Raw genomic sequence first — 20,598 nt, 5'->3', positions numbered from 1 at the left:
GGAACGCGGTCGTTTTTTTATATTATTGTTAAAAATTCATGTAAAGAACAGATAATAGGAACATCACAATTGAGTTGCAAGTTATCCCGATTTAACCATACCCCTTGCATTCCAGCTGCTGTACTACTAATTGCATCTGTTTCTAATCGATCGCCAATATAATAGCAATCTTTCATTTCAAGATTCGATTGTAATACAGCTCTTTGAAAAATTTCAGGGTTTGGTTTCGATATACCAATTTCACTAGAAGTAAATATGCATTTGAAATATTGTAGAATGTTTAGAGCGGTTAATTTTTCGACTTGTTGTTCATAGTCACCATTACTAATGATACCTAATGAGTGTCCACCATGCTGCAAGGTCTGTAATGTATAGTGTACATCTTCAAACAAGGTCCAGTTGTTCTTATATAGTTCTATATATTGATTGAATCTGTGCTGAGATTCCTCGGGTGATAAGTTTAATCCATATGTTTTAAATAAATGATACATTCGCATCCCTTGTTGTTCTTGAAAAGATAATTCCTTGGATAAAAATTTGTTGAAATATTCTTCGGATAATTCATGCCAGACTTTCGTGGCCTCTAATTCATTATCTGAAAAAATAGTACTATATACTTGAAAGAAATCTATAATACTATTTCTTTCCGCGGCCTCATAATCAAGTAAAGTTCCGTCGATATCAAAAAAAATCATATGACAATCTCCTCGTTAATAACTATTTAGCGTTTTCCGCAACCTCATATCCTTTCACAAACAATAGCGTCATATAAGAAACAATAAATGAGAAGATGCTGTACATGCCAACCCAAAAGAAAAATTTTGGAGTAAAGGCGATAACACCTATTATTAAAAAACTAGCAAACGTTACAATCGGCATGACGTAATACGTTTTCGTCTTGCGTGTTCCAATAACAGAAACGATAAAGATAAGTAATGGACAAATTAATAAGACGAAAATCAATTCATTCATAGTTATGTCCCCTTTGCGAATGGAAGTAATCTGTTTCTCGTAAACGTTTTGAAATAAATACTCTCCTAATATAACTTCGCTAACATATACATAATCCCTTTTGAAAGCCAATAATTCATGATGAATTTTACAATGAAAAAACATAAGCAAGAGAACACTTGCTTATGTTATAGGATAAACATAGCAACGATGGTGGTGACAATTAAGCCAATCACAACTGGTAAAAAGTTTCGGCGTGCAAGTTCAAACGGATCCACTTTACAAATGGCAGCGGCAGGAATAAGCGCCCAAGGAATTAAAGTCCCGCCTCCGGTCCAGATTGCAGCAATTTGCCCGAGTGCTGTTAAGGTAGCTGTTCCATGCCCAAGTGCTGTTCCGAAAAGATTGGCAATCGAACCAGCAAGTGATATACCAGAAAAGCCAGATCCATCTAAGCCTGTTATGACACCAACGATAGTTAATGTTCCCGCTGATACATATTGGTTTAAAGGGACAGTTTGAGATAAGGCGATCCCTAAGTCGTTAATGATTCCATGTGAACCTTTCGGTAAATAGTCCCCGATAATTTTCACAAACCCGCTATCTCCTAAATAAAAGAGTGCAGCAATTGGGATAACTGGACCAAAGATTTTAAATCCAAACTGGAGCCCTTCTATAAAATAATCGGTCGTTTTATTTAGTCCATTACCTTTGTAGGCGATAAGGGAAATGATGATAATCATAATAACAGTCGTCCCGCCGATAAGTGCAGTTGCGTCGCTTCCTTGTAGTTTAAATTGAATCATGCAAAGGATATCGATGGCATATACGATCGGAATGCAAATAGCGAGCCATTTTTTTGTCCGAGAAGATAATGAAGTGAGCGTTTTAGAAGACTCAGTTGATGGAATAGATTCTTGTATAGATAAGCCTGTATGAAATTCTTTTCGTAAGAAGAAAAATGCGATGGAAGTTGTCACAATGCCCATAACGATTACGAGGGGAACACTGGCAGAAACAACGCTGGAAACAGGAAGACCAGCAGCATCCGCTGTTAATTTCGGTGCACCTTGAATAACGAAGTCACCAGATAAGGCGATGCCGTGTCCGAATAAGTTCATAGCAATGGCAACTCCAATTGGCGGAAGACCGACGCGTACAGCGACGGGTAATAAAATAGCTCCCATTAAAGCGACAGCTGGGGAAGGCCAAAAGAAGAAAGAAATTGTCATCATCAAAAGGCCGATAATCCAGTAGGCGAGGGTAGGGGTACGAATCATTTTTGTAAATGGTGAAATCATCGTATCATTTATGCCTGTATGAACGAGTAGATTGCTCATTGATACGATAATGGAGATGATTAATATAGTTGGTAATAGCTCAGTAATAGCGTAAATGAAACTTTGAAAAATACCGCTAATGGCAAGAGGGATAGAACTTGTAGCGGTTAATGCTAATAAAAAGATAAAAACGATACAAATAATCGTCGTATCTTTCCGGAGAATAAAAAAGGCGATAATAGAGAGTAAACAAAGAATATAGAGAGCGTGTAACAGCGTTAATTCAACTCCCATAACATTCACATCCTTTAGGCATTCGTGTAGTTTATTGTATGAAAGCAGTGAAAGTATGTGAGTATAGGAAAAAGAAAAAGTGAAATTTCATGTACTGTAATGGTAAATGGATGTTACAATACAATTAATCCTAAAAATGGAATTTGAGGAGGGCTTATGCACAAAAAAATTGGATTTTGGGGATTCATTATATCTTGTAGTCTATTAATCATTTTAAACCTGTTTACAAACAATGAATGGATCAGTATCATACCTGTTTTCGGGTTTGTATTTGTACTTTTATATAACTGGGATGATATGAAACAATATAGGAAGAAAAGTATTGGAATTATGATAGGTATCATTGTTGTTAGTTCGTTTGTCATAGGGTTTGTTTTAATAGAAGGTCAGAAGCAAATGGAGAAAATGTCTATTTTTCAAGAATGGATGTCGTCTGCAAAAGGTCTTTATATTGTCATTGTAGTAGTTATTTTTCTAAAAATTGTTATAAGCATAGCAAGTTACATATTAAAGGGAAAGTAGAATGGGGGAGTATGAATGAGAGAGAGAATAGGTTATTATGGTGTGCTCGTTTGTTTACTGTTATCTGTTATTTCAGGGCAATTTCTTAAAAGTGAATGGGTGCCAGTTATATTATGTATAGGAGTATTGATTTTTGCACCTATGTATCGCTGGAAAGAATGGAAGGCATATAGCCGAAAAAAGAAAATTGTTTTCAGCATCGAGTTTATCATTGTAATAAGCACGATTCCATTTTTGTTATTGAAAGGAAATGAGATAATAGATGGAATTGTAATGTTTCAAGGCTGGTTATTTATTGCGAAATTGATATATTTAATATGCATTTTAATGTTGATAGCGGTAGTCGCCAAAAAAGTAAATGAAAAGCTATTCGCTAATGAATAAAAGAAAATGCCACCTTATTCGGTGGCATTTTCTCATTTTACTGAATGAGCTTTTTGCATCTTTTTAACTAAACGAATTTGTCCGCGATGATTGATTTCATCTTCAAATACGTGAAACCACTTAAAGTAGTTATTTGCTGGTTTGTCATACCAAAAGTCTGTCGTTTTAAATAGCCATTCATCAGGTAACGATTGAAAAGTCTCGATCGTTTTGGAACGTACTTCTTGTAATGTGTTTATGTAAAATTCTATAGAGTTTCCTTTTATTTTCTCGCGGCCAAGAGCTCCTAACTCAATAGCAGGTAACCACCGTTCTAACTCAGCCTCCGTAGGTTCACGGTCTTCAAAAGTATGAATCTGGTAGTAAAATTCAATAGCGGCCATATGGTACAAAAGCATGCCGATTGAGTTTGCTTCCTCATCATATAAGTAATCAAGTTCTTCAATTGTTAAACCTTCCACCGCTTGCATTGTTGTATGGCGAGCGTAATTCATCATGGAAACAAGTTTTGAAAATTCAGGCTGTAAACCATCTATTTTATCAATTACAAAATTCAATTTAAATTCCCCCTCTTTAAACGATGACTCCAGAGAAAGAATTCTATGTGCAGAGAAAAACTCCTTTTAAAAAAGGTCATGATTTTAGCAAGGAATAACAATTAGTTCCCGATTTGATTTTGTAATAACTTCATATCCGTCTTTTGTAATGACAATATCGTCTTCAATTCTACAACCGCCCCAGTTCGGAATGTAAATACCAGGTTCAACTGTAACAACCATACCTGCTTCTAAAGTAGCCTTACTTTCTTGGGATAAGCGGAGAGGCTCATGAATTTCTAACCCAAGACCATGACCAGTAGAGTGTCCAAAATATTGACCGTATCCATGTTCTGTAATGTAATCTCTCGTTATATCATCGATATTTTTCGCAGTTTCCCCAGGTTTAATTGCTTCCGTCCCACGTTTTAACGCTTCTCGTACAATATTGTATATCTTTTTGAATTCTTCTGACGGTTCCCCAATTGCTACAGTACGTGTTATATCGGAACAATATCCATTATAAAGTGCACCGAAATCTAATGTAACGACGTCGCCTCGTTCGATTATTTTATTTGATGCAACTCCATGAGGGAGTGAAGAACGGACGCCAGAAGCTACAATGATTTGGAAGGAAGAGGATGTAGCCCCTTTTTTTCGCATGAAAAATTCTAATTCATCTCGTACATCATTTTCACTAATTCCTGGTTTTAGAAACGTAAGGATGTGGTGAAATGCTTCGTCAGCAATATTAGCTGCGATTTTCATTGTTTCTATTTCAGGCGTGTCTTTAATGATACGAATATTTTCGATGATTTCGCACACTTGAACCATTTCCGCATGTACGTATTTTTGTAAGTTTTTATATTGTTGCAATGTCATGTTGTTTTCTTCAATTCCGAGTTTTTGAATGTTTAATTTCGATACTTGATTTGCAATTTCTTTTTCTAAATTTCCTGTATGCATAATAATTTCAGCATCTTTTATTTGTGATTTCGCTTGATCTACATAGCGAAAATCAGTGATAAAAACAGCTTTATCCGCAGAGATTAAGACGACGCCAGCACTACCTGTAAAGCCTGTTGCATATTGGCGATTTTCTTTTTTTGTAATCAGTAATCCGTCAATTTCATAGTTTTGAAGTTGATTTTGGATTTTATTAATTTTCAAAGTCATGTTAATTCCCCCTATTCACAGTATTGAATAAAGCAAATAGCGTGCCAAAATGTATATTTGAAGAAAGGATAGTAGGGAAAACATATATTTTAGGGGAGATAAGAAAATAGCCCGCCATTTGCGGGAGACGGTTTATTCATAAAATCCAGATTGCTTCAATAAATAGCAGGGGATGAAAAAATATTGATTGGAGTTACCCTCGTACTTTATTTACATGCTGTAAAAAATTTTATACAAATGTGAAATGACACTGTCAATTTTTTTGACAATATTGAATGGATATAGCAACTACATTGAAAATAAATAAAAAATGCGTTGCTTATAAGCAACGCATTTTTTTTATATTTACGCTTTTAATTTCATTACAGTATCAGCATCCGGCGTTACATATACGGTTTGCTGATTGTCGTACGTAACAAAACCAAGTTTTGCACCACTCGGTTTTTTGACATGGCGTATTTTAGTGAAATCTACAGGAACAGAACTAGAATCTTTTGCTTTACTAAAATAGGCAGCGATTTTAGCAGCTTCTAACACAGTTTCTTCGGTAGGTTCAAGAGAACGAATGACAACATGAGACCCAGGGATATCTTTCGTATGTAACCAAATTTCATCACGACGGGCAAACTTCGTTGTTAAATAATCATTTTGCTTGTTGTTTTTACCGACGAAAATTTCTGTTCCGTCACTAGCTAAATATTTGTCCAATACTGGTTTAGTAGGCTTTTTCTTTGCGTTTTTCGTTTTACGATTGCGCATATAACCTTCTTCAGCTAATTCTTCACGAATTTCTTCAATATCTTTTGAAGAAGCAGCTTCCATTTGTTGAAGTAAGCTATCAAAATAAAGAATTTCTTCATTTGTTTTTTCGATTTGTTCTTCTACAACAACAACTGAATTTTTCGCCTTTTGATACTTTTGGAAATAGCGTTGCGCATTGTCAGAAGGCGTTTTTAAAGGATCTAATGTGATCTTTACAGTTCCACCATTTTCATCGTAATAGTTAACGACTTCAATATCTTTATCACCTTTTTTCAAGGCGTACATATTGGCTGTAAGTAGTTCGCCAAATAGTTGATATTTATCTGCTTTTCCAGCATCTTGTAATGTTTTTTCTAGTTTAATGAGTTTTTTCTCATTTTTATTTTTTTCGTTTTGCATAAAGCGCTCTAAATCATAAGCTTGTTGTTTTACACGGTCGCGCTCTGCTTTTCCGAAAAAGAAACGGTCTAGCAATTCACTAACAGATGAGAATGCTTTGTCCTCTCCTTGCAAGTGTGCAAGAGGGAAAAGATAGAAGAATTCTTTCCCATTTGAAGTGGTCATCGTTGGTGAATATGTATGAGTTAGTAATGGTCGTTGTATGGAGAAAAAAGCGTCCGCTAATGCTTTTTCATTTACCATACCTGCTTTTTTCACTACTTCTTTTGCGAATAACGGCGATATCCCAGTAAAGGTGCCGACAAGCTGTTTATCCATGTTTCCAGATAGAAAGTCTAGTGGTCTAATAAATTCCTCATTTGTTTCAATCTGAAGTGGGTTAATTTTATGTTGTGCTGGTGGCGCAACATATTCAGCTCCAGCGTATACCGTTCGATGTCGGTTCACTGCTAAAGAAACGTGTTTTAAGCTATCTAAAATATTGTTTGTTTTTGTGTCTACCAAAATGATGTTACTATGTCGTCCCATTATTTCAATTACTAATGTTTTTAGCGATTCGTCACCAATTTCATTTCTGCTGCGAACTGTAATTTGAATAATGCGCTCTAAATCAATTTGTTCAATTTTTTCAATGAAACCACCTTCTAGATGCTTACGAAGAAGCATACAAAACATTGGCGGAAGTGCAGGTGAATCGTAATTTTGATTTGTTAAGTGTAAACGTGCATATGTCGGATGAGCGGAAAGAATTAGTTTTTGATTTTTTCCGTTTGCTCGAATATGTAATAAAATCTCATATTTTGAAGGTTGATATATTTTTGAAATTCTGCCCGTGTAAAGAGAATTTGCAATTTCATGTGTAATTGCTCTTGTAAATAATCCATCGAATGCCATAAAAAACACTCCTTTCTAACTAAAAGTTAATTATAGCATTTTTTTGGACGAGGCTGAATAAGCTTTCAATAGAGTATGTCTGGAATCAGGAGGTCGATAGTGGGATGAACTGGTATGGAATGCGCGCACATGAAGTGGAAGAAAGAACGAATACGAATGTGAAGGTTGGACTTACAGAGAAAGAAGCAGAAGGGCGAATAGAAAAATTTGGTGCAAATGAATTGGATGAAGCAAAAAGGCCTTCTGCACTGATGGTATTTTTGGCGCAATTTAAAGATTTTATGGTACTTGTTTTATTTGGTGCAACAATAGTGTCGGCTTTTTTAGGTGAATACATTGATTCTATTGCGATTGTGGCAATTGTTATTATCAATGGTATTCTTGGATTTTTTCAAGAAAGAAAGGCTGAAAAATCACTGGAAGCTTTAAAAGAGCTAGCCGCCCCGCAAGTTACTGTGCTGCGGAATGGAAAGTGGGTAAAGGCACCATCTAAAGCACTCGTTTTAGGGGATGTTATTAAATTTTCTAGTGGTGATCGTATTGGGGCAGACGTACGTCTTGTTGAGGCATCAAGTTTATATATCGAAGAATCAGCTTTGACAGGAGAGTCAGTACCAGTGCAGAAGAAGGTAGAAGCTCTGCAGGGGCAAGATGTTTCAATTGGTGATCAAAAAAATATGGCTTTTATGGGTACGATGATTACACGAGGAGCTGGAACAGGAGTCGTTGTAGCAACGGGTATGAATACAGCGATGGGCCAAATTGCAAATATGTTACAAAATGCAGAGCAAATGGAAACGCCACTACAAAGAAGATTAGAGCAACTCGGAAAAATATTAATTATTGTGGCACTTATTTTGACAGCACTTGTCGTATTAGCCGGTGTGTATCAAGGGAATGAAGTATATCATATGTTTTTAGCAGGCGTGTCGCTAGCTGTTGCTGCTATTCCTGAAGGATTACCAGCAATCGTTACAGTAGCTTTATCGCTTGGCGTACAGCGTATGATTAAAAAGAGAGCAATTGTAAGGAAGTTACCAGCAGTAGAAACGTTAGGATGTGCTTCTGTTATATGCTCTGATAAAACAGGAACAATGACGCAAAACAAAATGATGGTAACACATATGTGGTCAGGTGGAGAGTTATGGAAAGTGACGGGGCAAGGATATGAACCTAATGGCTCTTTTTTGAAAGGTGAAAAAGAAATCAATCCAGCTAAGACGAAAGCGCTTTATCAACTACTCACATTTGGTTCATTATGTAATAACGCAAATATTATTCAAAAGAAAAAGGCGTATGTATTAGATGGAGATCCAACTGAGGGAGCGCTTGTAGCTGCAGCAATGAAAGCAGGGATAACGCGTGAGGCACTGAAAGGGAAATTTGAAATTATTCGTGAATTTCCATTCGATTCAACTCGGAAAATGATGAGTGTTATTGTGCGAGATGGAGAAGGGAAAAAGTTTCTTGTTACGAAGGGAGCGCCAGATGTCCTCCTGCAAATGAGTCAAACGATTTTATGGGGGGATAAGCAACAACCGTTAAGTGAGTTATATAGAAAAGAAGTACAGGCAGCTATTCATAGCTTAGGTAGTCAAGCGCTTCGAACAATTGCAGTAGCATTTAAGCCGTTAAAAGTAACGGATTCTATTGAACATGAAAGAGACGTTGAAAAAGATTTTATGTTGGTCGGGATACAGGGAATGATTGATCCGCCAAGACCAGAGGTAGAACAGGCTGTAAAAGAGTGCAGAGAAGCTGGTATTCGAACAGTGATGATTACAGGAGATCATAAAGTAACAGCAATGGCAATTGCGGAACAATTAGGGGTTTTACCACCTGGTGGACGTGTTGTTGAAGGAGTAGAACTCGCGAATATGGATGTAGAGGAACTAGAAAGTGTTGTAGAAGATACGTATGTATTTGCTCGAGTATCACCCGAACATAAATTGAAAATTGTTAAGGCGTTGCAAAATAAAGGGCATATAGTAGCGATGACAGGTGATGGAGTAAACGATGCTCCGGCTATAAAAACAGCGGATATTGGGATAGCGATGGGAATTACAGGAACAGACGTTGCGAAAGAAGCTTCTTCTCTTGTTTTGTTAGATGATAATTTTGCTACAATTAAATCAGCAATTAAAGAAGGTAGAAATATATACGAGAATATACGTAAGTTTATTCGTTATTTATTAGCATCGAACGTAGGAGAAATTTTAGTCATGTTATTTGCAATGATACTTGCATTACCGCTGCCGATGGTTCCCATTCAAATTTTATGGGTGAACTTAGTTACTGACGGTTTACCGGCGATGGCATTAGGATTGGATAAGGCGGAGGGGGACGTGATGAAGAGAACGCCGCGTCATCCGAAAGAAGGGGTATTTGCTAGAGGGCTTGCATGGAAAATTATAAGCCGTGGTTTTCTAATTGGAGCAGTGACGTTAGTGGCGTTTATTATTGCTTATAATCAACACCCAAATGAGCTGAAATATGCACAAACTGTGGCGTTTGCGACGTTGGTACTTGCACAACTTATTCATGTATTTGATTGCCGAAGTGAACATTCTATTTTCCACCGTAATCCGTTTGGGAACGTGTATTTAGTAGGAGCGGTTATCATTTCTTTACTGTTAATGTTAGTGGTTATATATTACCCACCGCTACAACCGATCTTTAGTACAATGCCAATACAAGCGAGAGATTGGTTGTTAATTGGAGGTTTGTCATCAATTCCGACCTTCTTATTAGTAGGTTCTTTATTAACAGGGAAAAAAGGGAAGAAGGAAAAGCCAGTATTATATAAGAAGGGATTAAACTTGAAATAGTCAATGATATGAAAATGTGATATAATTTACAGAAGGTAGTAGAGCCTTGTCTCTATTACCTTTTTCATTGAGTTATTTCATGGCTTGGATGTGATAAAAAATGATTTGTAGTATGACAGGATTTGGAAGATCGAGAGTAGAAAATGATACTTTTCAAATTACAGTAGAAATGAAATCGGTGAACCACCGTTTTCTAGAGATGAGTATTCGACTTCCGAAGCAAATGATGGTATTTGAAGACAAAATTCGTAAAATAATTGCAGAACAAGTTCGACGTGGGCGCATTGAAGTGTCTATTAGTATAACGGGTGAAGGGCTTGTTGAAAGAAAATTAAGTGTGAATTGGTCGCTTCTTGAGCAGTACCAATCGATTATGGAAGATATAAAAGGAAAATTTCAATTACAAGATTCTATTACACTTCAGCAATTAATGGCAATGCCAGAAGTAACAGCGATTGAAGAAGTGGAAAATGTAAATGAACAATTTGAGAACAGTTTATATGAGGCTGTTCGCCAAGCTGCTCATATGTTAAAAACGATGAGAGATGGCGAAGGAGAACGATTACATAAAGATATAGCGTATCGTTTACAAGAGATTCACAATTGTGTAAATGCAATTATTCCGCATGCACCGATTGTTACGCAAAAATATCGTGAACGATTAGAAAATCGCTTAAAAGAATTACATAATCAAGAACTAGATGAACAAAGATTGTTAACAGAAGTCGCAATCTTTGCAGAGCGTTGTGATATTCACGAAGAGTTAGTTCGTTTGCAAAGTCATTTAGAGCAATTTCGTGAAACACTGCAGATTGAAGAGCCTGTTGGAAGGAAAATGGATTTCATCGTACAAGAGATGCATAGAGAAATTAATACGATTGGTTCTAAGGCAAATGACTTAACAATTTCAAAATATGTTGTAGAAATGAAAAATAACCTTGAAAAAATTCGTGAACAAGTACAAAATATTGAGTAGCTTTCAAAAAATATATAAAGTTATACGTGGTGGAGAAATCGGATAGACTTACTAGGAGGCGCAAACTATGGCCATGCGGTTTTTAAATATTGGATACGGAAATATTGTATCTGCTCATCGAATTATTGCTATTGTAAGTCCGGAGTCAGCTCCTATTAAACGAACAGTACAGGAAGCACGCGAACATAATGCTTTGCTTGATGCTACGTATGGGAGAAAAACAAGGGCGGTTATTGTTATGGATGATGGGCATGTGGTATTAAGTCCAATTCAGCCAGAGACGATTGCACATCGTTTGAATAATAAAGAAGATTTAAGTGAGGAAGGGTAGGTTTTACATATTTATGAGAAGTAGAAGAGGATTGCTCATCGTTCTTTCAGGACCTTCTGGGGTTGGTAAAGGAACGGTTCGAAAAGAGCTGTTTAGTCATGAGGATACACGTTTTCAGTACTCGATTTCAGTAACGACACGTAAGCCACGTGAAGGTGAAGTAGATGGTGTGGATTATTTCTTTAAAGAGAGAGAAGAATTTGAGGAAATGATTCGTAATGAAAAATTACTTGAGTGGGCTGAGTTCGTAGGTAATTATTACGGAACACCGATTGACTATGTTGAAAAAACATTACAAGAAGGAAAAGATGTATTCTTAGAAATTGAAGTGCAAGGAGCAATTCAAGTTAAGAAAGCATTCCCAGAAGGTGTATTTATTTTCTTAGCACCTCCAAGTTTATCTGAACTAAAGAACCGTATTGTCGGTCGTGGTACAGAAACTGAAGATGTTATTGAAAATCGTTTAACGGTAGCGAAAGAAGAAATCGAAATGATGGACGCTTACGACTATGTTGTAGAAAACGATCAAGTTGAACTAGCTTGTGAAAGAATTAAAGCAATTGTGGTTGGTGAACATTGCCGCCGCGAAAGAGTAGCAAAATATTATAAAGAAATGACGGAGGGTCTATAATTATGTTAAATCCATCAATTGATTCATTATTAACAAAAATCGATTCTAAATATACACTTGTAACAGTAGCTGCAAAACGTGCGCGTGAAATGCAACTTGCTGATAACTGTGTTATCGAGCAACCTGTTTCTCATAAATGTGTAGGTAAATCACTAGAAGAAATCGATGCAGAAGTATTAAAATATGTACCAAGCGAAGGCAAAATCATCGATTAAGACATTCTTTTCGACAAATGAAAACATAGACTTTATAATTTTCTATGTAACGGTAACAACCTATTTACAAGTAGGTTGTTATTTTTTTACGATAGGGAAGAAATATTGGTACTGACGAGCTGGGAATTCTGATTCAGTATTATAAGTTTGAAAAAGAAAGAGGACGAGCCATATGCTAAAAGGGAAAAAGATACTTCTATGTGTAACAGGAGGCATTGCGGTCTTTAAAGCGGCTGCGTTAACTAGTAAATTGACACAAGCTGGTGCTATTGTAAAAGTAATGATGAGTGAGTCGGCAATGAAGTTTGTTACGCCTCTTACATTTCAAGCACTTTCTCGCCATGACGTATATACAGATACATTCGATGAGAAAGACTCAGCTGTTATTGCACATATCGATTTAGCAGATTGGGCAGATGTAGTACTTGTTGCACCTGCTACTGCCAATTGTATTGGGAAGTTAGCTGGCGGTATTGCAGACGATATGATTACAACTACTTTGTTAGCTACTACAGCCCCAGTGTGGATTGCACCTGCTATGAATGTGCATATGTATGAAAATAAAATTGTTCAAAAAAATATGATGACGTTAAAAACGTTAGGATATACATTTATTGAGCCTGGAGAAGGTTTTTTAGCGTGTGGTTATGTAGCGAAGGGGAGACTAGAAGAACCGGAAGCAATTATTGCACGATTAGTAGAGGCTTTTTCAGAACAAAAACCATTGCGAGGAAAAAAAATATTAATAACAGCTGGCCCAACTCGTGAAAAGATTGATCCAGTTCGTTTTATGACGAATTTTTCTTCTGGAAAAATGGGATATGCAATTGCGGAAGTGGCAGCGAACTTAGGTGCTGATGTCATACTTGTTTCGGGACCGACAGCATTAAACCCACCATTACATGTAAATACGGTACAAGTGGAATCTGCACAAGATATGTTAGAAGTAGTTCTGCAACAGTATCAAAACGTAGATGTTGTCATTAAAACAGCAGCAGTTGCAGATTATCGCCCGAAATATGTTCATGATAATAAAATGAAAAAGAAAAATGGTGATGCTGTAATCGAACTCGAGAGAACAGTAGATATTTTAAAAACGTTAGGTGAGATGAAGGACAAACAGTTACTTATCGGTTTTGCGGCTGAAACGACAAACGTAGAAGAATACGCAACAAAAAAATTACGTGAGAAAAATGCGAATATGATTGTTGCGAACGATGTAAAGGCGCAAGGAGCTGGATTTGGTACAGATACGAACATTGTAACAATGTATAGAAAAGATGGAGAAGTTATAGAGTTGCCACTTTTAACGAAGAAAGAGGTTGCTCGTGAAATATTAAAGCAAATTGAAATGATGTTAGAAGATGATCGTCTATGAAATTTGCAAGTGTAATTGTTGATGTACCTGCACGTCAGACAGATCGACCATTTGATTATATTATCCCTAAAAAGTGGGAAGATATTGTCCAGACAGGCATGCGTGTAGTAGTTCCATTTGGCCCAAGGAAATTGCAAGGCTTTATTATTGGGATCAAAGATTCGGCTGAAGTAGAAAGTAAGAAATTAAAGACAATCCATGAAATATTAGATGTAACACCAGTTTTAAACGAGGAATTATTAAAGCTTGGATATTGGCTTACAAGCGAAACGTTATGTTATATGATTTCAGCCTTTCAAGTCATGCTTCCAACGGCGATAAAAGCGACGTATAAAAAGCGTCTACAACTTCGTAAACAAGAAGAAGTAGCACCTGAACTACTGTTTTTATTTCAGGACAAAGAAGCGATAGATTGGGAAGTTATTGAGACGCAGCCACATCTATACCGCACGATTCAACAAGAAATTAAAAATGGCACGATTGAAGTTGTTTATCAAGTAAAAGATAAAGTGCAAAAGAAGAAACAAAGAGTCGTCCAACCGGAGTTGCCAGAAGATAAATTGGAATTAGCAGCATTTGAACTGAAAAGTAAAAAACAACAAGATGTACTCTATTATTTTGTGGAAAATTATAAAAGTGTGCCGTTGAAAGTGATAACAGAAGAGTTGCAAATAACAGATGCTCCGATTAAAGCACTTGTTAAAAAAGGGATAATCTCAGAAAAGTATGTGGAAGTATATCGGAATCCGTATGACGATGATGATTTTGAACAAACGAAACCATTCCCACTTACGGAGGAACAAAAGCAAGTTATTACACCGATTTTATCATCAATTACAAATGAAACTTACAATCCATTTTTACTATATGGTGTTACAGGAAGCGGAAAAACAGAAGTGTATTTACAATCTATAGCAGCGGTACTCGCGAAAGGGAAAGAAGCTATTGTGCTTGTTCCTGAAATTGCACTAACGCCTCAAATGGTAGATCGTTTTAAAGGTAGATTTGGCTCGCAAGTTGCGGTTCTTCATAGTGCGCTGTCTGTTGGAGAAAAATATGATGAATGGCGTAAGATTTTAAGAAAAGAAGTGAAAGTTGTAGTTGGTGCACGTTCAGCCGTATTTGCACCTTTTGAAAATTTAGGGATTATTATTATTGATGAGGAGCACGAATCGAGCTATAAGCAAGAAGATAATCCGAGGTATCATGCAAGGGATGTAGCTGTGTGGAGGGGACAATATCATAAATGTCCTATTGTTCTTGGTAGTGCAACACCGACACTTGAATCGTTTGCAAGGGCGAAAAAAGGTGTGTATGAATTACTAACGATGGAAAAACGTATGAACGAACAAGCTTTACCAACAGTAGAGATTGTTGATATGCGTGAGGAACTTCGTGACGGGAATCGTTCAATGTTTTCGAAGGCATTGCATGAAAAAATAGCAGATCGATTAGAAAAGAAAGAACAGATGGTGCTCTTTTTAAATAGAAGAGGTCATTCTACATTTGTTATGTGCCGTGATTGCGGGTATGTTGTACAATGTCCGCATTGTGATATCTCGCTGACATATCATAAAATGAACCATCGTTTAAAATGTCATTATTGCAGTCACGAAGAGAATATGCCGACTGAGTGTCCTGCTTGTCAAAGTACATATATTCGTTTCTTTGGTACAGGTACACAAAAGGTAGAAGAAGAAATTACAAAACTATTTCCAGAGGCACGAGTCATTCGAATGGATGTAGATACGACAAGTCGCAAAGGAATGCATGAAAAATTATTAAAGGCGTTCGGGGAAGAAAAAGCAGATATACTACTTGGAACACAAATGATTGCGAAAGGATTAGATTTTCCTAAAGTAACGCTTGTCGGGGTTTTAACTGCAGATACGATGCTTCACTTACCTGATTTTCGAGCGAGTGAAAAGACGTATCAGTTATTGACGCAAGTAAGTGGACGGGCAGGCAGACATGAATTGCCAGGGGAAGTTATAATTCAAACGTATACGCCAGAACATTACAGTATAGAATTAGCAAAGAACCAACATTATGATGTGTTTTTTGATCAAGAAATGCAAATGAGACGAACAAGACAATATCCACCTTATTACTATGTTGTACTTGTAACAGTATCTCATCCAGAATTATTAAAGGCAGTGCAAGTGACGGAAAAAATTGTCGGTCATTTACGGGCGCACTGCACGCAGCAAACGATGGTGTTAGGACCGGTTGCTTCAGCAATTCCAAGGATAAAAGATAGATATCGTTATCAATGCATGATAAAATACAAACGGGAACCAAACTTAAAGAACGTGCTCAAAATGGTAAATGAACATTATCAAGCAGAAATGCAAAAAGAGCTACAAATCTCAATTGATTTTAATCCAACAATGTTAATGTAGCGGAGGGAAATATGGCAGTTTTAGAAATAGTAAAGCATCCAAATGAAGTGTTAGAAACACCATGCGAAAGAGTAATTAACTTTGATAAAAAGTTAGTGAAATTGTTGAAAGATATGCATGAAACAATGTTAATTGCGGACGGAGTCGGTTTAGCCGCGCCTCAAGTAGGTGTAAGCTTGCAAGTAGCGGTAGTTGATATCGATGATGATACGGGGAAAATCGAGTTAATCAATCCATCGATACTAGAAAAACGTGGTGAACAAGTAGGTCCCGAGGGTTGTCTAAGCTTCCCGGGACTTTATGGTGAAGTGGAACGTGCGGATTATATTAAAGTACGTGCGCAAAATCGCCGAGGTAAAGTATTTTTACTAGAAGCAGAAGGATTTTTAGCACGTGCCATTCAACATGAAATCGATCATTTACACGGTGTGTTATTTACATCGAAAGTGACAAGATATTATGAAGAAAACGAATTAGAATAGGTATTAAAAGGAGCGGTTTTTTAATGATAAAAGTAGTATTTATGGGAACACCGGACTTTTCAGTGCCGGTGCTTCGTCGTCTTATCGAAGATGGCTATGATGTAATAGGTGTTGTGACGCAGCCTGATCGTCCGGTAGGTAGAAAAAAAGTATTAACACCTACACCTGTTAAAGTTGAAGCAGAAAAACATGGTATTCCGGTGTTACAACCGTTAAGAATTCGTGAAAAAGACGAATATGAACAAGTCTTGGCATTAGAGCCAGATTTAATTGTAACAGCTGCTTTCGGTCAAATTGTACCAAATGAAATTTTAGAAGCACCGAAGTATGGATGTATTAACGTCCACGCGTCTTTACTACCTGAACTTCGTGGTGGTGCACCAATCCATTATGCAATTATGGAAGGTAAAGAAAAAACGGGTATTACAATTATGTATATGGTAGAGAAATTGGATGCTGGTGATATCTTAACGCAAGTAGAAGTGGAGATTGAAGAGCGTGAAACGACAGGTTCTTTATTCGATAAGTTAAGTGAAGCAGGGGCACACCTTCTATCTAAAACAGTACCTTTATTAATCCAAGGTAAGTTAGAACCAATTAAACAAAACGAAGAAGAAGTAACGTTTGCATATAATATAAAACGTGAGCAAGAGAAAATTGATTGGACAAAAACAGGTGAAGAAGTATACAATCACATTCGCGGATTGAATCCATGGCCAGTTGCTTATACGACTTTGGCAGGACAAGTTATTAAAGTATGGTGGGGAGAGAAGGTCTCTATTACAGAGAAAGCTGAACCAGGTACAATAGTAGCTCTTGAAGAAGATGGATTTGTTGTTGCAACAGGGAATGAGACAAGTGTTAAAATCACTGAATTGCAACCTTCTGGTAAAAAACGTATGAGTTGTTCACAATTTTTACGCGGCACAAAACCTGAAATTGGAACGAAGTTAGGAGAAAATGCATGAGTAAAAATGTTCGTGAGTTAGCTCTTGATGGCTTAATTCAAGTAGAAAAAAGTGGTGCATACAGTAACTTACTTTTAAACAATCTAATTGAAAAAAATGCAATTGATAGAAAAGATATTGGTTTGTTAACTGAAATTGTATATGGAACGATTCAACGTCGTGACACATTAGATTATTATTTACAGCCTTTTTTAAAAAAGAAGGTTGAGGCGTGGGTAAGAGTATTACTTCGCTTATCTTTATACCAAATGATTTATTTAGATCGAGTGCCCGAAAGAGCGGCTATTCATGAAGCAGTTGAAATTGCAAAGCGTCGCGGGCATAAAGGGATTGCTGGTATGGTAAACGGGGTATTACGTTCGATTCAGAGAGAAGGGGTACCTTCTGTAGATGAAATCAAGGATCCAGTAGAACGTTTGGCAATTGCAACAAGTCATCCAATGTGGCTTGTTCAAGACTGGGCATCTGAATATGGTTTAGATACAGCAGAGAAAATGTGTGAAGTGAACATGTTACCCCCAGTACCAACAGCGCGTGTAAATGTTGATAAAATAACAGTAGAAGAAGCGATTGAGTTGTTGGCTAGTGAAGGTATTGAAGCGAAGCGCGGCGATTTATCAGAGGATGCAATTCAAATTGAAAGAGGGAATGTAGCGCATACAGATGCGTTCAAAAAAGGTTTTCTTTCTATTCAAGATGAAAGTTCTATGCTTGTAGCGCGCGCTTTAGAACCAAATGAGGGAGATGTAGTTCTTGATAGTTGTGCTGCTCCGGGCGGAAAAACAACGCACATTGCAGAGCGATTAAAAGGAACAGGTCAAGTTATGTCTCTTGATTTACATGCACACAAAGTACGTTTAATTAAACAACAAGCAGAGCGACTTGGTCTAGAAAATGTCGAAACAAAAGCACTAGATGCTAGAAAAGTGCAAGAACACTTTGCAAATGAAACATTTGATAAAATATTAGTAGATGCACCATGTTCTGGATTTGGTGTGATTAGACGTAAACCTGATATTAAGTTAGGTAAAAATAAAGGCGATAGTGAAAGATTATCGACGATTCAACTTGCAATACTAGAAAAAATAGCACCATTGTTAAAACAAGGTGGTCGCCTTGTTTATAGTACGTGCACAATAGAAAAAATAGAAAATGAACAAGTAATTAAGCAATTTTTACAAGAGCATCCTGAATTTGAATGGGATACTACGATAAAAGATCGCATGCCAGAAAAGTTAAATCCGTATATTGATGAAGGTCAAGTACGAATTTTACCGCATTATTTTGCAACAGATGGCTTTTATATTGCTTGTTTAAGGAAGAAGGTGTAGCATCGTGGAAACGACTGTGAGAAAACAAAAGAAAAATCTAGAAACGAAGAAACCATCAATTTATTCTTTACAACTTCATGAAATGCAAGATTGGTTAAAGGAACAAGGAGAACCAAAGTTCCGTGCAGGACAAATCTTTGATTGGCTATATAAAAAACGTGTAAAAAATTATGACGACATGTCGAATCTTTCTAAAGGATTACGCGATAAATTGTCGAATTCCTTTGATATTACTACTTTAAATACATTGGTAAAACAAACGTCTTCTGATGGAACAATTAAATTCTTATTCCAATTATATGATGGTTATTCTATTGAAACAGTGTTAATGCGACATGAATATGGAAATTCTATTTGTGTAACAACACAGGTCGGATGCCGTATTGGTTGTACGTTCTGTGCATCTACACTTGGTGGGTTAAAACGAAACTTAGAGGCTGGAGAGATTGTAGCGCAAGTAGTAGAAGTGCAACGTGCACTTGATGAAACAGAAGAACGTGTAAGTTCACTTGTTGTTATGGGAATTGGAGAGCCGTTTGATAATTACGACAACTTAATGTCATTCTTACGCATTATAAACCATGAAAAAGGAATTCATATTGGCGCAAGACATATGACAGTTTCAACAAGTGGAATTGTTCCAAAAATTTATAAGTTCGCTGAAGAAGATATGCAAATTAATTTTGCGATTTCATTGCATTCTGCAAATACAGAGTTACGTTCAAAATTAATGCCGATTAACCGTGCTTATAAGCTACCAGACTTAATGGAAGCTGTTAAATACTATGTAAATAAAACAGGGCGTCGTATTACGTTTGAATATGGCTTATTTGGAGGAGAAAATGACCAAGTTGAGCAAGCTGAAGAACTTGCTGCGCTTTTAAAAGGTGTAAAATGTCATGTAAACTTAATTCCGGTAAACTACGTACCTGAACGTGATTATGTACGTACGCCACGTGAACAAATTTTCTTATTTGAAAAAACGTTAAAAGATCGTGGAGTGAATGTAACAATTCGCCGTGAACAAGGTCATGATATTGATGCAGCCTGCGGTCAGTTACGTGCGAAGGAGCGTAAAGAAGAGACGAGGTGACGAGATGAAAGCCGTGTTTCTATCGGATAAAGGAAAAGTTCGTCAACATAATGAAGATAGTGCAGGAGTTTTTCACAATTTAGATGGAAATATTTTAGCGGTAGTAGCAGATGGAATGGGAGGTCATCGAGCTGGTGATGTGGCTAGCTCGATGACCATTCAATTATTCCATGATTATTGGAAGCAAACGCATAATATGAATGAACCAAAAAAAGTAGAAGAGTGGTTACATACGAGTGTTGGGATTATTAATGAGCGTATATATGAGTACTCTAAACAACATGTAGAATGTAATGGTATGGGAACAACACTTATAATAGCGATTTGTACGCCAAACTTTGTGACAATAGGTCATATAGGAGATAGTCGTTGTTATATGGTATCAGAGGGGGAAATCTCGCTTGTAACGGAAGATCATTCCCTTGTAAATGAACTTGTGAGACATGGTGAAATTTCAAAAGAAGACGCAGAATATCACCCGAAGAAGAATGTTTTGTTAAGAGCATTAGGAACAGAAGAAAAAGTCGGATTAGATGTGAAAACATTGGTGCTTGAGGAAGATGATCAGTTACTTCTTTGCTCTGATGGATTATCTAACAAAGTTTCTATTGCTGATATGCAACAAATTTTACAGCTAAATGAACAGCTTGAAGCTAAGGGACAACGTCTCATTCAATTGGCGAATGATCGTGGCGGGGAAGATAATATCACCCTTGTTCTTATTGATTATGCGGGTTCGACAAACGAAAGTAGGTGAAGTGCAAC

20 protein-coding genes are annotated in these 20,598 nt (G+C 36.8%); 14 read left to right on the top strand and 6 right to left on the bottom strand.

From position 1 onward, the window contains the following. Positions 1-17: 17 nt before the first annotated feature. The 3 genes from MHB74_RS18985 to MHB74_RS18975 all read right to left on the bottom strand — a co-directional run bounded on the left by MHB74_RS18985 (position 18) and on the right by MHB74_RS18975 (position 2,525). Positions 18-695 (bottom strand): HAD family hydrolase, encoded by a 678-nt coding sequence (locus MHB74_RS18985; protein WP_061678231.1) that lies wholly within the window; start codon positions 693-695, stop codon positions 18-20. Positions 696-717: 22 nt separating this feature from the next. Next, positions 718-972, bottom strand: coding sequence for a YbeF family protein (locus MHB74_RS18980; protein ID WP_025689243.1), 255 nt, complete (start codon positions 970-972; stop codon positions 718-720). Between the two features lie 167 nt (positions 973-1,139). Next, a complete protein-coding gene (locus MHB74_RS18975; RefSeq protein WP_061678230.1) occupies positions 1,140-2,525 on the bottom strand; it encodes a hypothetical protein in 1,386 nt (461 codons plus the stop codon). 156 nt (positions 2,526-2,681) lie between these two features. On the opposite strand from MHB74_RS18975, the gene MHB74_RS18970 reads away from it, so the two are divergent. Together MHB74_RS18970 and MHB74_RS18965 are read left to right on the top strand one after the other, a co-directional pair. Further along, the gene (locus MHB74_RS18970) at positions 2,682-3,047 is read left to right on the top strand and encodes a YoqO family protein (RefSeq protein WP_061678229.1); all 366 of its coding nucleotides are present in this window, start codon (positions 2,682-2,684) and stop codon (positions 3,045-3,047) included. 15 nt (positions 3,048-3,062) lie between these two features. Further along, complete coding sequence (locus tag MHB74_RS18965) at positions 3,063-3,431, top strand: YoqO family protein (RefSeq protein ID WP_061678228.1); 369 nt, start codon at positions 3,063-3,065, stop codon at positions 3,429-3,431. Between the two features lie 32 nt (positions 3,432-3,463). On the opposite strand, the gene MHB74_RS18960 is transcribed toward MHB74_RS18965, so the two are convergent. The 3 genes from MHB74_RS18960 to MHB74_RS18950 all read right to left on the bottom strand — a co-directional run bounded on the left by MHB74_RS18960 (position 3,464) and on the right by MHB74_RS18950 (position 7,198). Beyond that, positions 3,464-3,988 carry a DinB family protein gene (locus MHB74_RS18960; RefSeq protein ID WP_061678227.1) on the bottom strand — a complete coding sequence of 175 codons (525 nt, stop codon included), beginning with the start codon at positions 3,986-3,988 and terminating at the stop codon, positions 3,464-3,466. A gap of 84 nt (positions 3,989-4,072) precedes the next feature. Continuing rightward, positions 4,073-5,143 (bottom strand): M24 family metallopeptidase, encoded by a 1,071-nt coding sequence (locus MHB74_RS18955; protein WP_061678226.1) that lies wholly within the window; start codon positions 5,141-5,143, stop codon positions 4,073-4,075. Between the two features lie 345 nt (positions 5,144-5,488). After that, positions 5,489-7,198 carry an Rqc2 family fibronectin-binding protein gene (locus MHB74_RS18950; RefSeq protein ID WP_000863265.1) on the bottom strand — a complete coding sequence of 570 codons (1,710 nt, stop codon included), beginning with the start codon at positions 7,196-7,198 and terminating at the stop codon, positions 5,489-5,491. 104 nt (positions 7,199-7,302) lie between these two features. On the opposite strand from MHB74_RS18950, the gene MHB74_RS18945 reads away from it, so the two are divergent. The 12 genes from MHB74_RS18945 (at position 7,303) to MHB74_RS18890 (ending at position 20,590) form a co-directional block, all read left to right on the top strand. Next, positions 7,303-10,026, top strand: a complete 2,724-nt coding sequence (locus tag MHB74_RS18945) for a calcium-translocating P-type ATPase, SERCA-type (protein WP_061678225.1) — start codon at positions 7,303-7,305, stop codon at positions 10,024-10,026. A 100-nt stretch (positions 10,027-10,126) separates the two neighbouring features. Beyond that, positions 10,127-11,002 (top strand): YicC/YloC family endoribonuclease, encoded by an 876-nt coding sequence (locus tag MHB74_RS18940; RefSeq protein ID WP_061678224.1) that lies wholly within the window; start codon positions 10,127-10,129, stop codon positions 11,000-11,002. Positions 11,003-11,069: 67 nt separating this feature from the next. Next, the gene (gene remA, locus MHB74_RS18935; RefSeq protein ID WP_001251456.1) at positions 11,070-11,333 is read left to right on the top strand and encodes an extracellular matrix/biofilm regulator RemA; all 264 of its coding nucleotides are present in this window, start codon (positions 11,070-11,072) and stop codon (positions 11,331-11,333) included. 13 nt (positions 11,334-11,346) lie between these two features. Beyond that, positions 11,347-11,964 carry a guanylate kinase gene (gene gmk / locus MHB74_RS18930; RefSeq protein ID WP_001257740.1) on the top strand — a complete coding sequence of 206 codons (618 nt, stop codon included), beginning with the start codon at positions 11,347-11,349 and terminating at the stop codon, positions 11,962-11,964. Between the two features lie 2 nt (positions 11,965-11,966). Continuing rightward, on the top strand, positions 11,967-12,179 hold the full coding sequence (gene rpoZ / locus MHB74_RS18925) for a DNA-directed RNA polymerase subunit omega (RefSeq protein WP_000933965.1): 213 nt from the start codon (positions 11,967-11,969) through the stop codon (positions 12,177-12,179). Between the two features lie 172 nt (positions 12,180-12,351). After that, a complete protein-coding gene (gene coaBC, locus MHB74_RS18920) occupies positions 12,352-13,557 on the top strand; it encodes a bifunctional phosphopantothenoylcysteine decarboxylase/phosphopantothenate--cysteine ligase CoaBC (RefSeq protein ID WP_061678223.1) in 1,206 nt (401 codons plus the stop codon). Beyond that, the gene (gene priA / locus MHB74_RS18915) at positions 13,554-15,959 is read left to right on the top strand and encodes a primosomal protein N' (protein ID WP_061678222.1); all 2,406 of its coding nucleotides are present in this window, start codon (positions 13,554-13,556) and stop codon (positions 15,957-15,959) included. The genes coaBC and priA overlap by 4 nt, the downstream gene beginning before the upstream one ends. Positions 15,960-15,970: 11 nt before the next feature. Further along, entirely contained in the window at positions 15,971-16,441 is a 471-nt protein-coding gene (gene def / locus MHB74_RS18910) for a peptide deformylase (protein WP_061678221.1), read from the top strand. Positions 16,442-16,464: 23 nt separating this feature from the next. After that, positions 16,465-17,409 (top strand): methionyl-tRNA formyltransferase, encoded by a 945-nt coding sequence (gene fmt / locus MHB74_RS18905; protein WP_061678220.1) that lies wholly within the window; start codon positions 16,465-16,467, stop codon positions 17,407-17,409. Further along, entirely contained in the window at positions 17,406-18,740 is a 1,335-nt protein-coding gene (gene rsmB, locus MHB74_RS18900) for a 16S rRNA (cytosine(967)-C(5))-methyltransferase RsmB (protein ID WP_061678219.1), read from the top strand. The genes fmt and rsmB overlap by 4 nt, the downstream gene beginning before the upstream one ends. Positions 18,741-18,744: 4 nt before the next feature. After that, the gene (gene rlmN / locus MHB74_RS18895) at positions 18,745-19,833 is read left to right on the top strand and encodes a 23S rRNA (adenine(2503)-C(2))-methyltransferase RlmN (protein WP_000450538.1); all 1,089 of its coding nucleotides are present in this window, start codon (positions 18,745-18,747) and stop codon (positions 19,831-19,833) included. Positions 19,834-19,837: 4 nt separating this feature from the next. Beyond that, the gene (locus tag MHB74_RS18890; RefSeq protein WP_061678218.1) at positions 19,838-20,590 is read left to right on the top strand and encodes a Stp1/IreP family PP2C-type Ser/Thr phosphatase; all 753 of its coding nucleotides are present in this window, start codon (positions 19,838-19,840) and stop codon (positions 20,588-20,590) included. Positions 20,591-20,598 lie beyond the last annotated feature (8 nt).

The sequence above is a fragment of the Bacillus sp. FSL K6-0069 genome, from assembly GCF_038007785.1.
In the GTDB taxonomy this organism is placed as follows: domain Bacteria; phylum Bacillota; class Bacilli; order Bacillales; family Bacillaceae_G; genus Bacillus_A; species Bacillus_A mobilis.
Note: the sequence above shows the minus strand (reverse complement) of the source record. Positions and strands in the feature narration are given on the sequence as shown.

Coding starts and splice junctions, on each gene's coding strand:
- MHB74_RS18940 (WP_061678224.1), top strand. CDS start 10,127: ATGATTTGTAGTATGACAGGATTTGGAAGATCGAGAGTAGAAAATGAT.
- MHB74_RS18955 (WP_061678226.1), bottom strand. CDS start 5,143: ATGACTTTGAAAATTAATAAAATCCAAAATCAACTTCAAAACTATGAA.
- rpoZ (WP_000933965.1), top strand. CDS start 11,967: ATGTTAAATCCATCAATTGATTCATTATTAACAAAAATCGATTCTAAA.
- priA (WP_061678222.1), top strand. CDS start 13,554: ATGAAATTTGCAAGTGTAATTGTTGATGTACCTGCACGTCAGACAGAT.
- MHB74_RS18970 (WP_061678229.1), top strand. CDS start 2,682: ATGCACAAAAAAATTGGATTTTGGGGATTCATTATATCTTGTAGTCTA.
- rsmB (WP_061678219.1), top strand. CDS start 17,406: ATGAGTAAAAATGTTCGTGAGTTAGCTCTTGATGGCTTAATTCAAGTA.
- remA (WP_001251456.1), top strand. CDS start 11,070: ATGGCCATGCGGTTTTTAAATATTGGATACGGAAATATTGTATCTGCT.
- MHB74_RS18980 (WP_025689243.1), bottom strand. CDS start 972: ATGAATGAATTGATTTTCGTCTTATTAATTTGTCCATTACTTATCTTT.
- MHB74_RS18985 (WP_061678231.1), bottom strand. CDS start 695: ATGATTTTTTTTGATATCGACGGAACTTTACTTGATTATGAGGCCGCG.
- def (WP_061678221.1), top strand. CDS start 15,971: ATGGCAGTTTTAGAAATAGTAAAGCATCCAAATGAAGTGTTAGAAACA.
- MHB74_RS18965 (WP_061678228.1), top strand. CDS start 3,063: ATGAGAGAGAGAATAGGTTATTATGGTGTGCTCGTTTGTTTACTGTTA.
- fmt (WP_061678220.1), top strand. CDS start 16,465: ATGATAAAAGTAGTATTTATGGGAACACCGGACTTTTCAGTGCCGGTG.
- coaBC (WP_061678223.1), top strand. CDS start 12,352: ATGCTAAAAGGGAAAAAGATACTTCTATGTGTAACAGGAGGCATTGCG.
- MHB74_RS18950 (WP_000863265.1), bottom strand. CDS start 7,198: ATGGCATTCGATGGATTATTTACAAGAGCAATTACACATGAAATTGCA.
- gmk (WP_001257740.1), top strand. CDS start 11,347: ATGAGAAGTAGAAGAGGATTGCTCATCGTTCTTTCAGGACCTTCTGGG.
- MHB74_RS18945 (WP_061678225.1), top strand. CDS start 7,303: ATGAACTGGTATGGAATGCGCGCACATGAAGTGGAAGAAAGAACGAAT.
- MHB74_RS18975 (WP_061678230.1), bottom strand. CDS start 2,525: ATGGGAGTTGAATTAACGCTGTTACACGCTCTCTATATTCTTTGTTTA.
- MHB74_RS18890 (WP_061678218.1), top strand. CDS start 19,838: ATGAAAGCCGTGTTTCTATCGGATAAAGGAAAAGTTCGTCAACATAAT.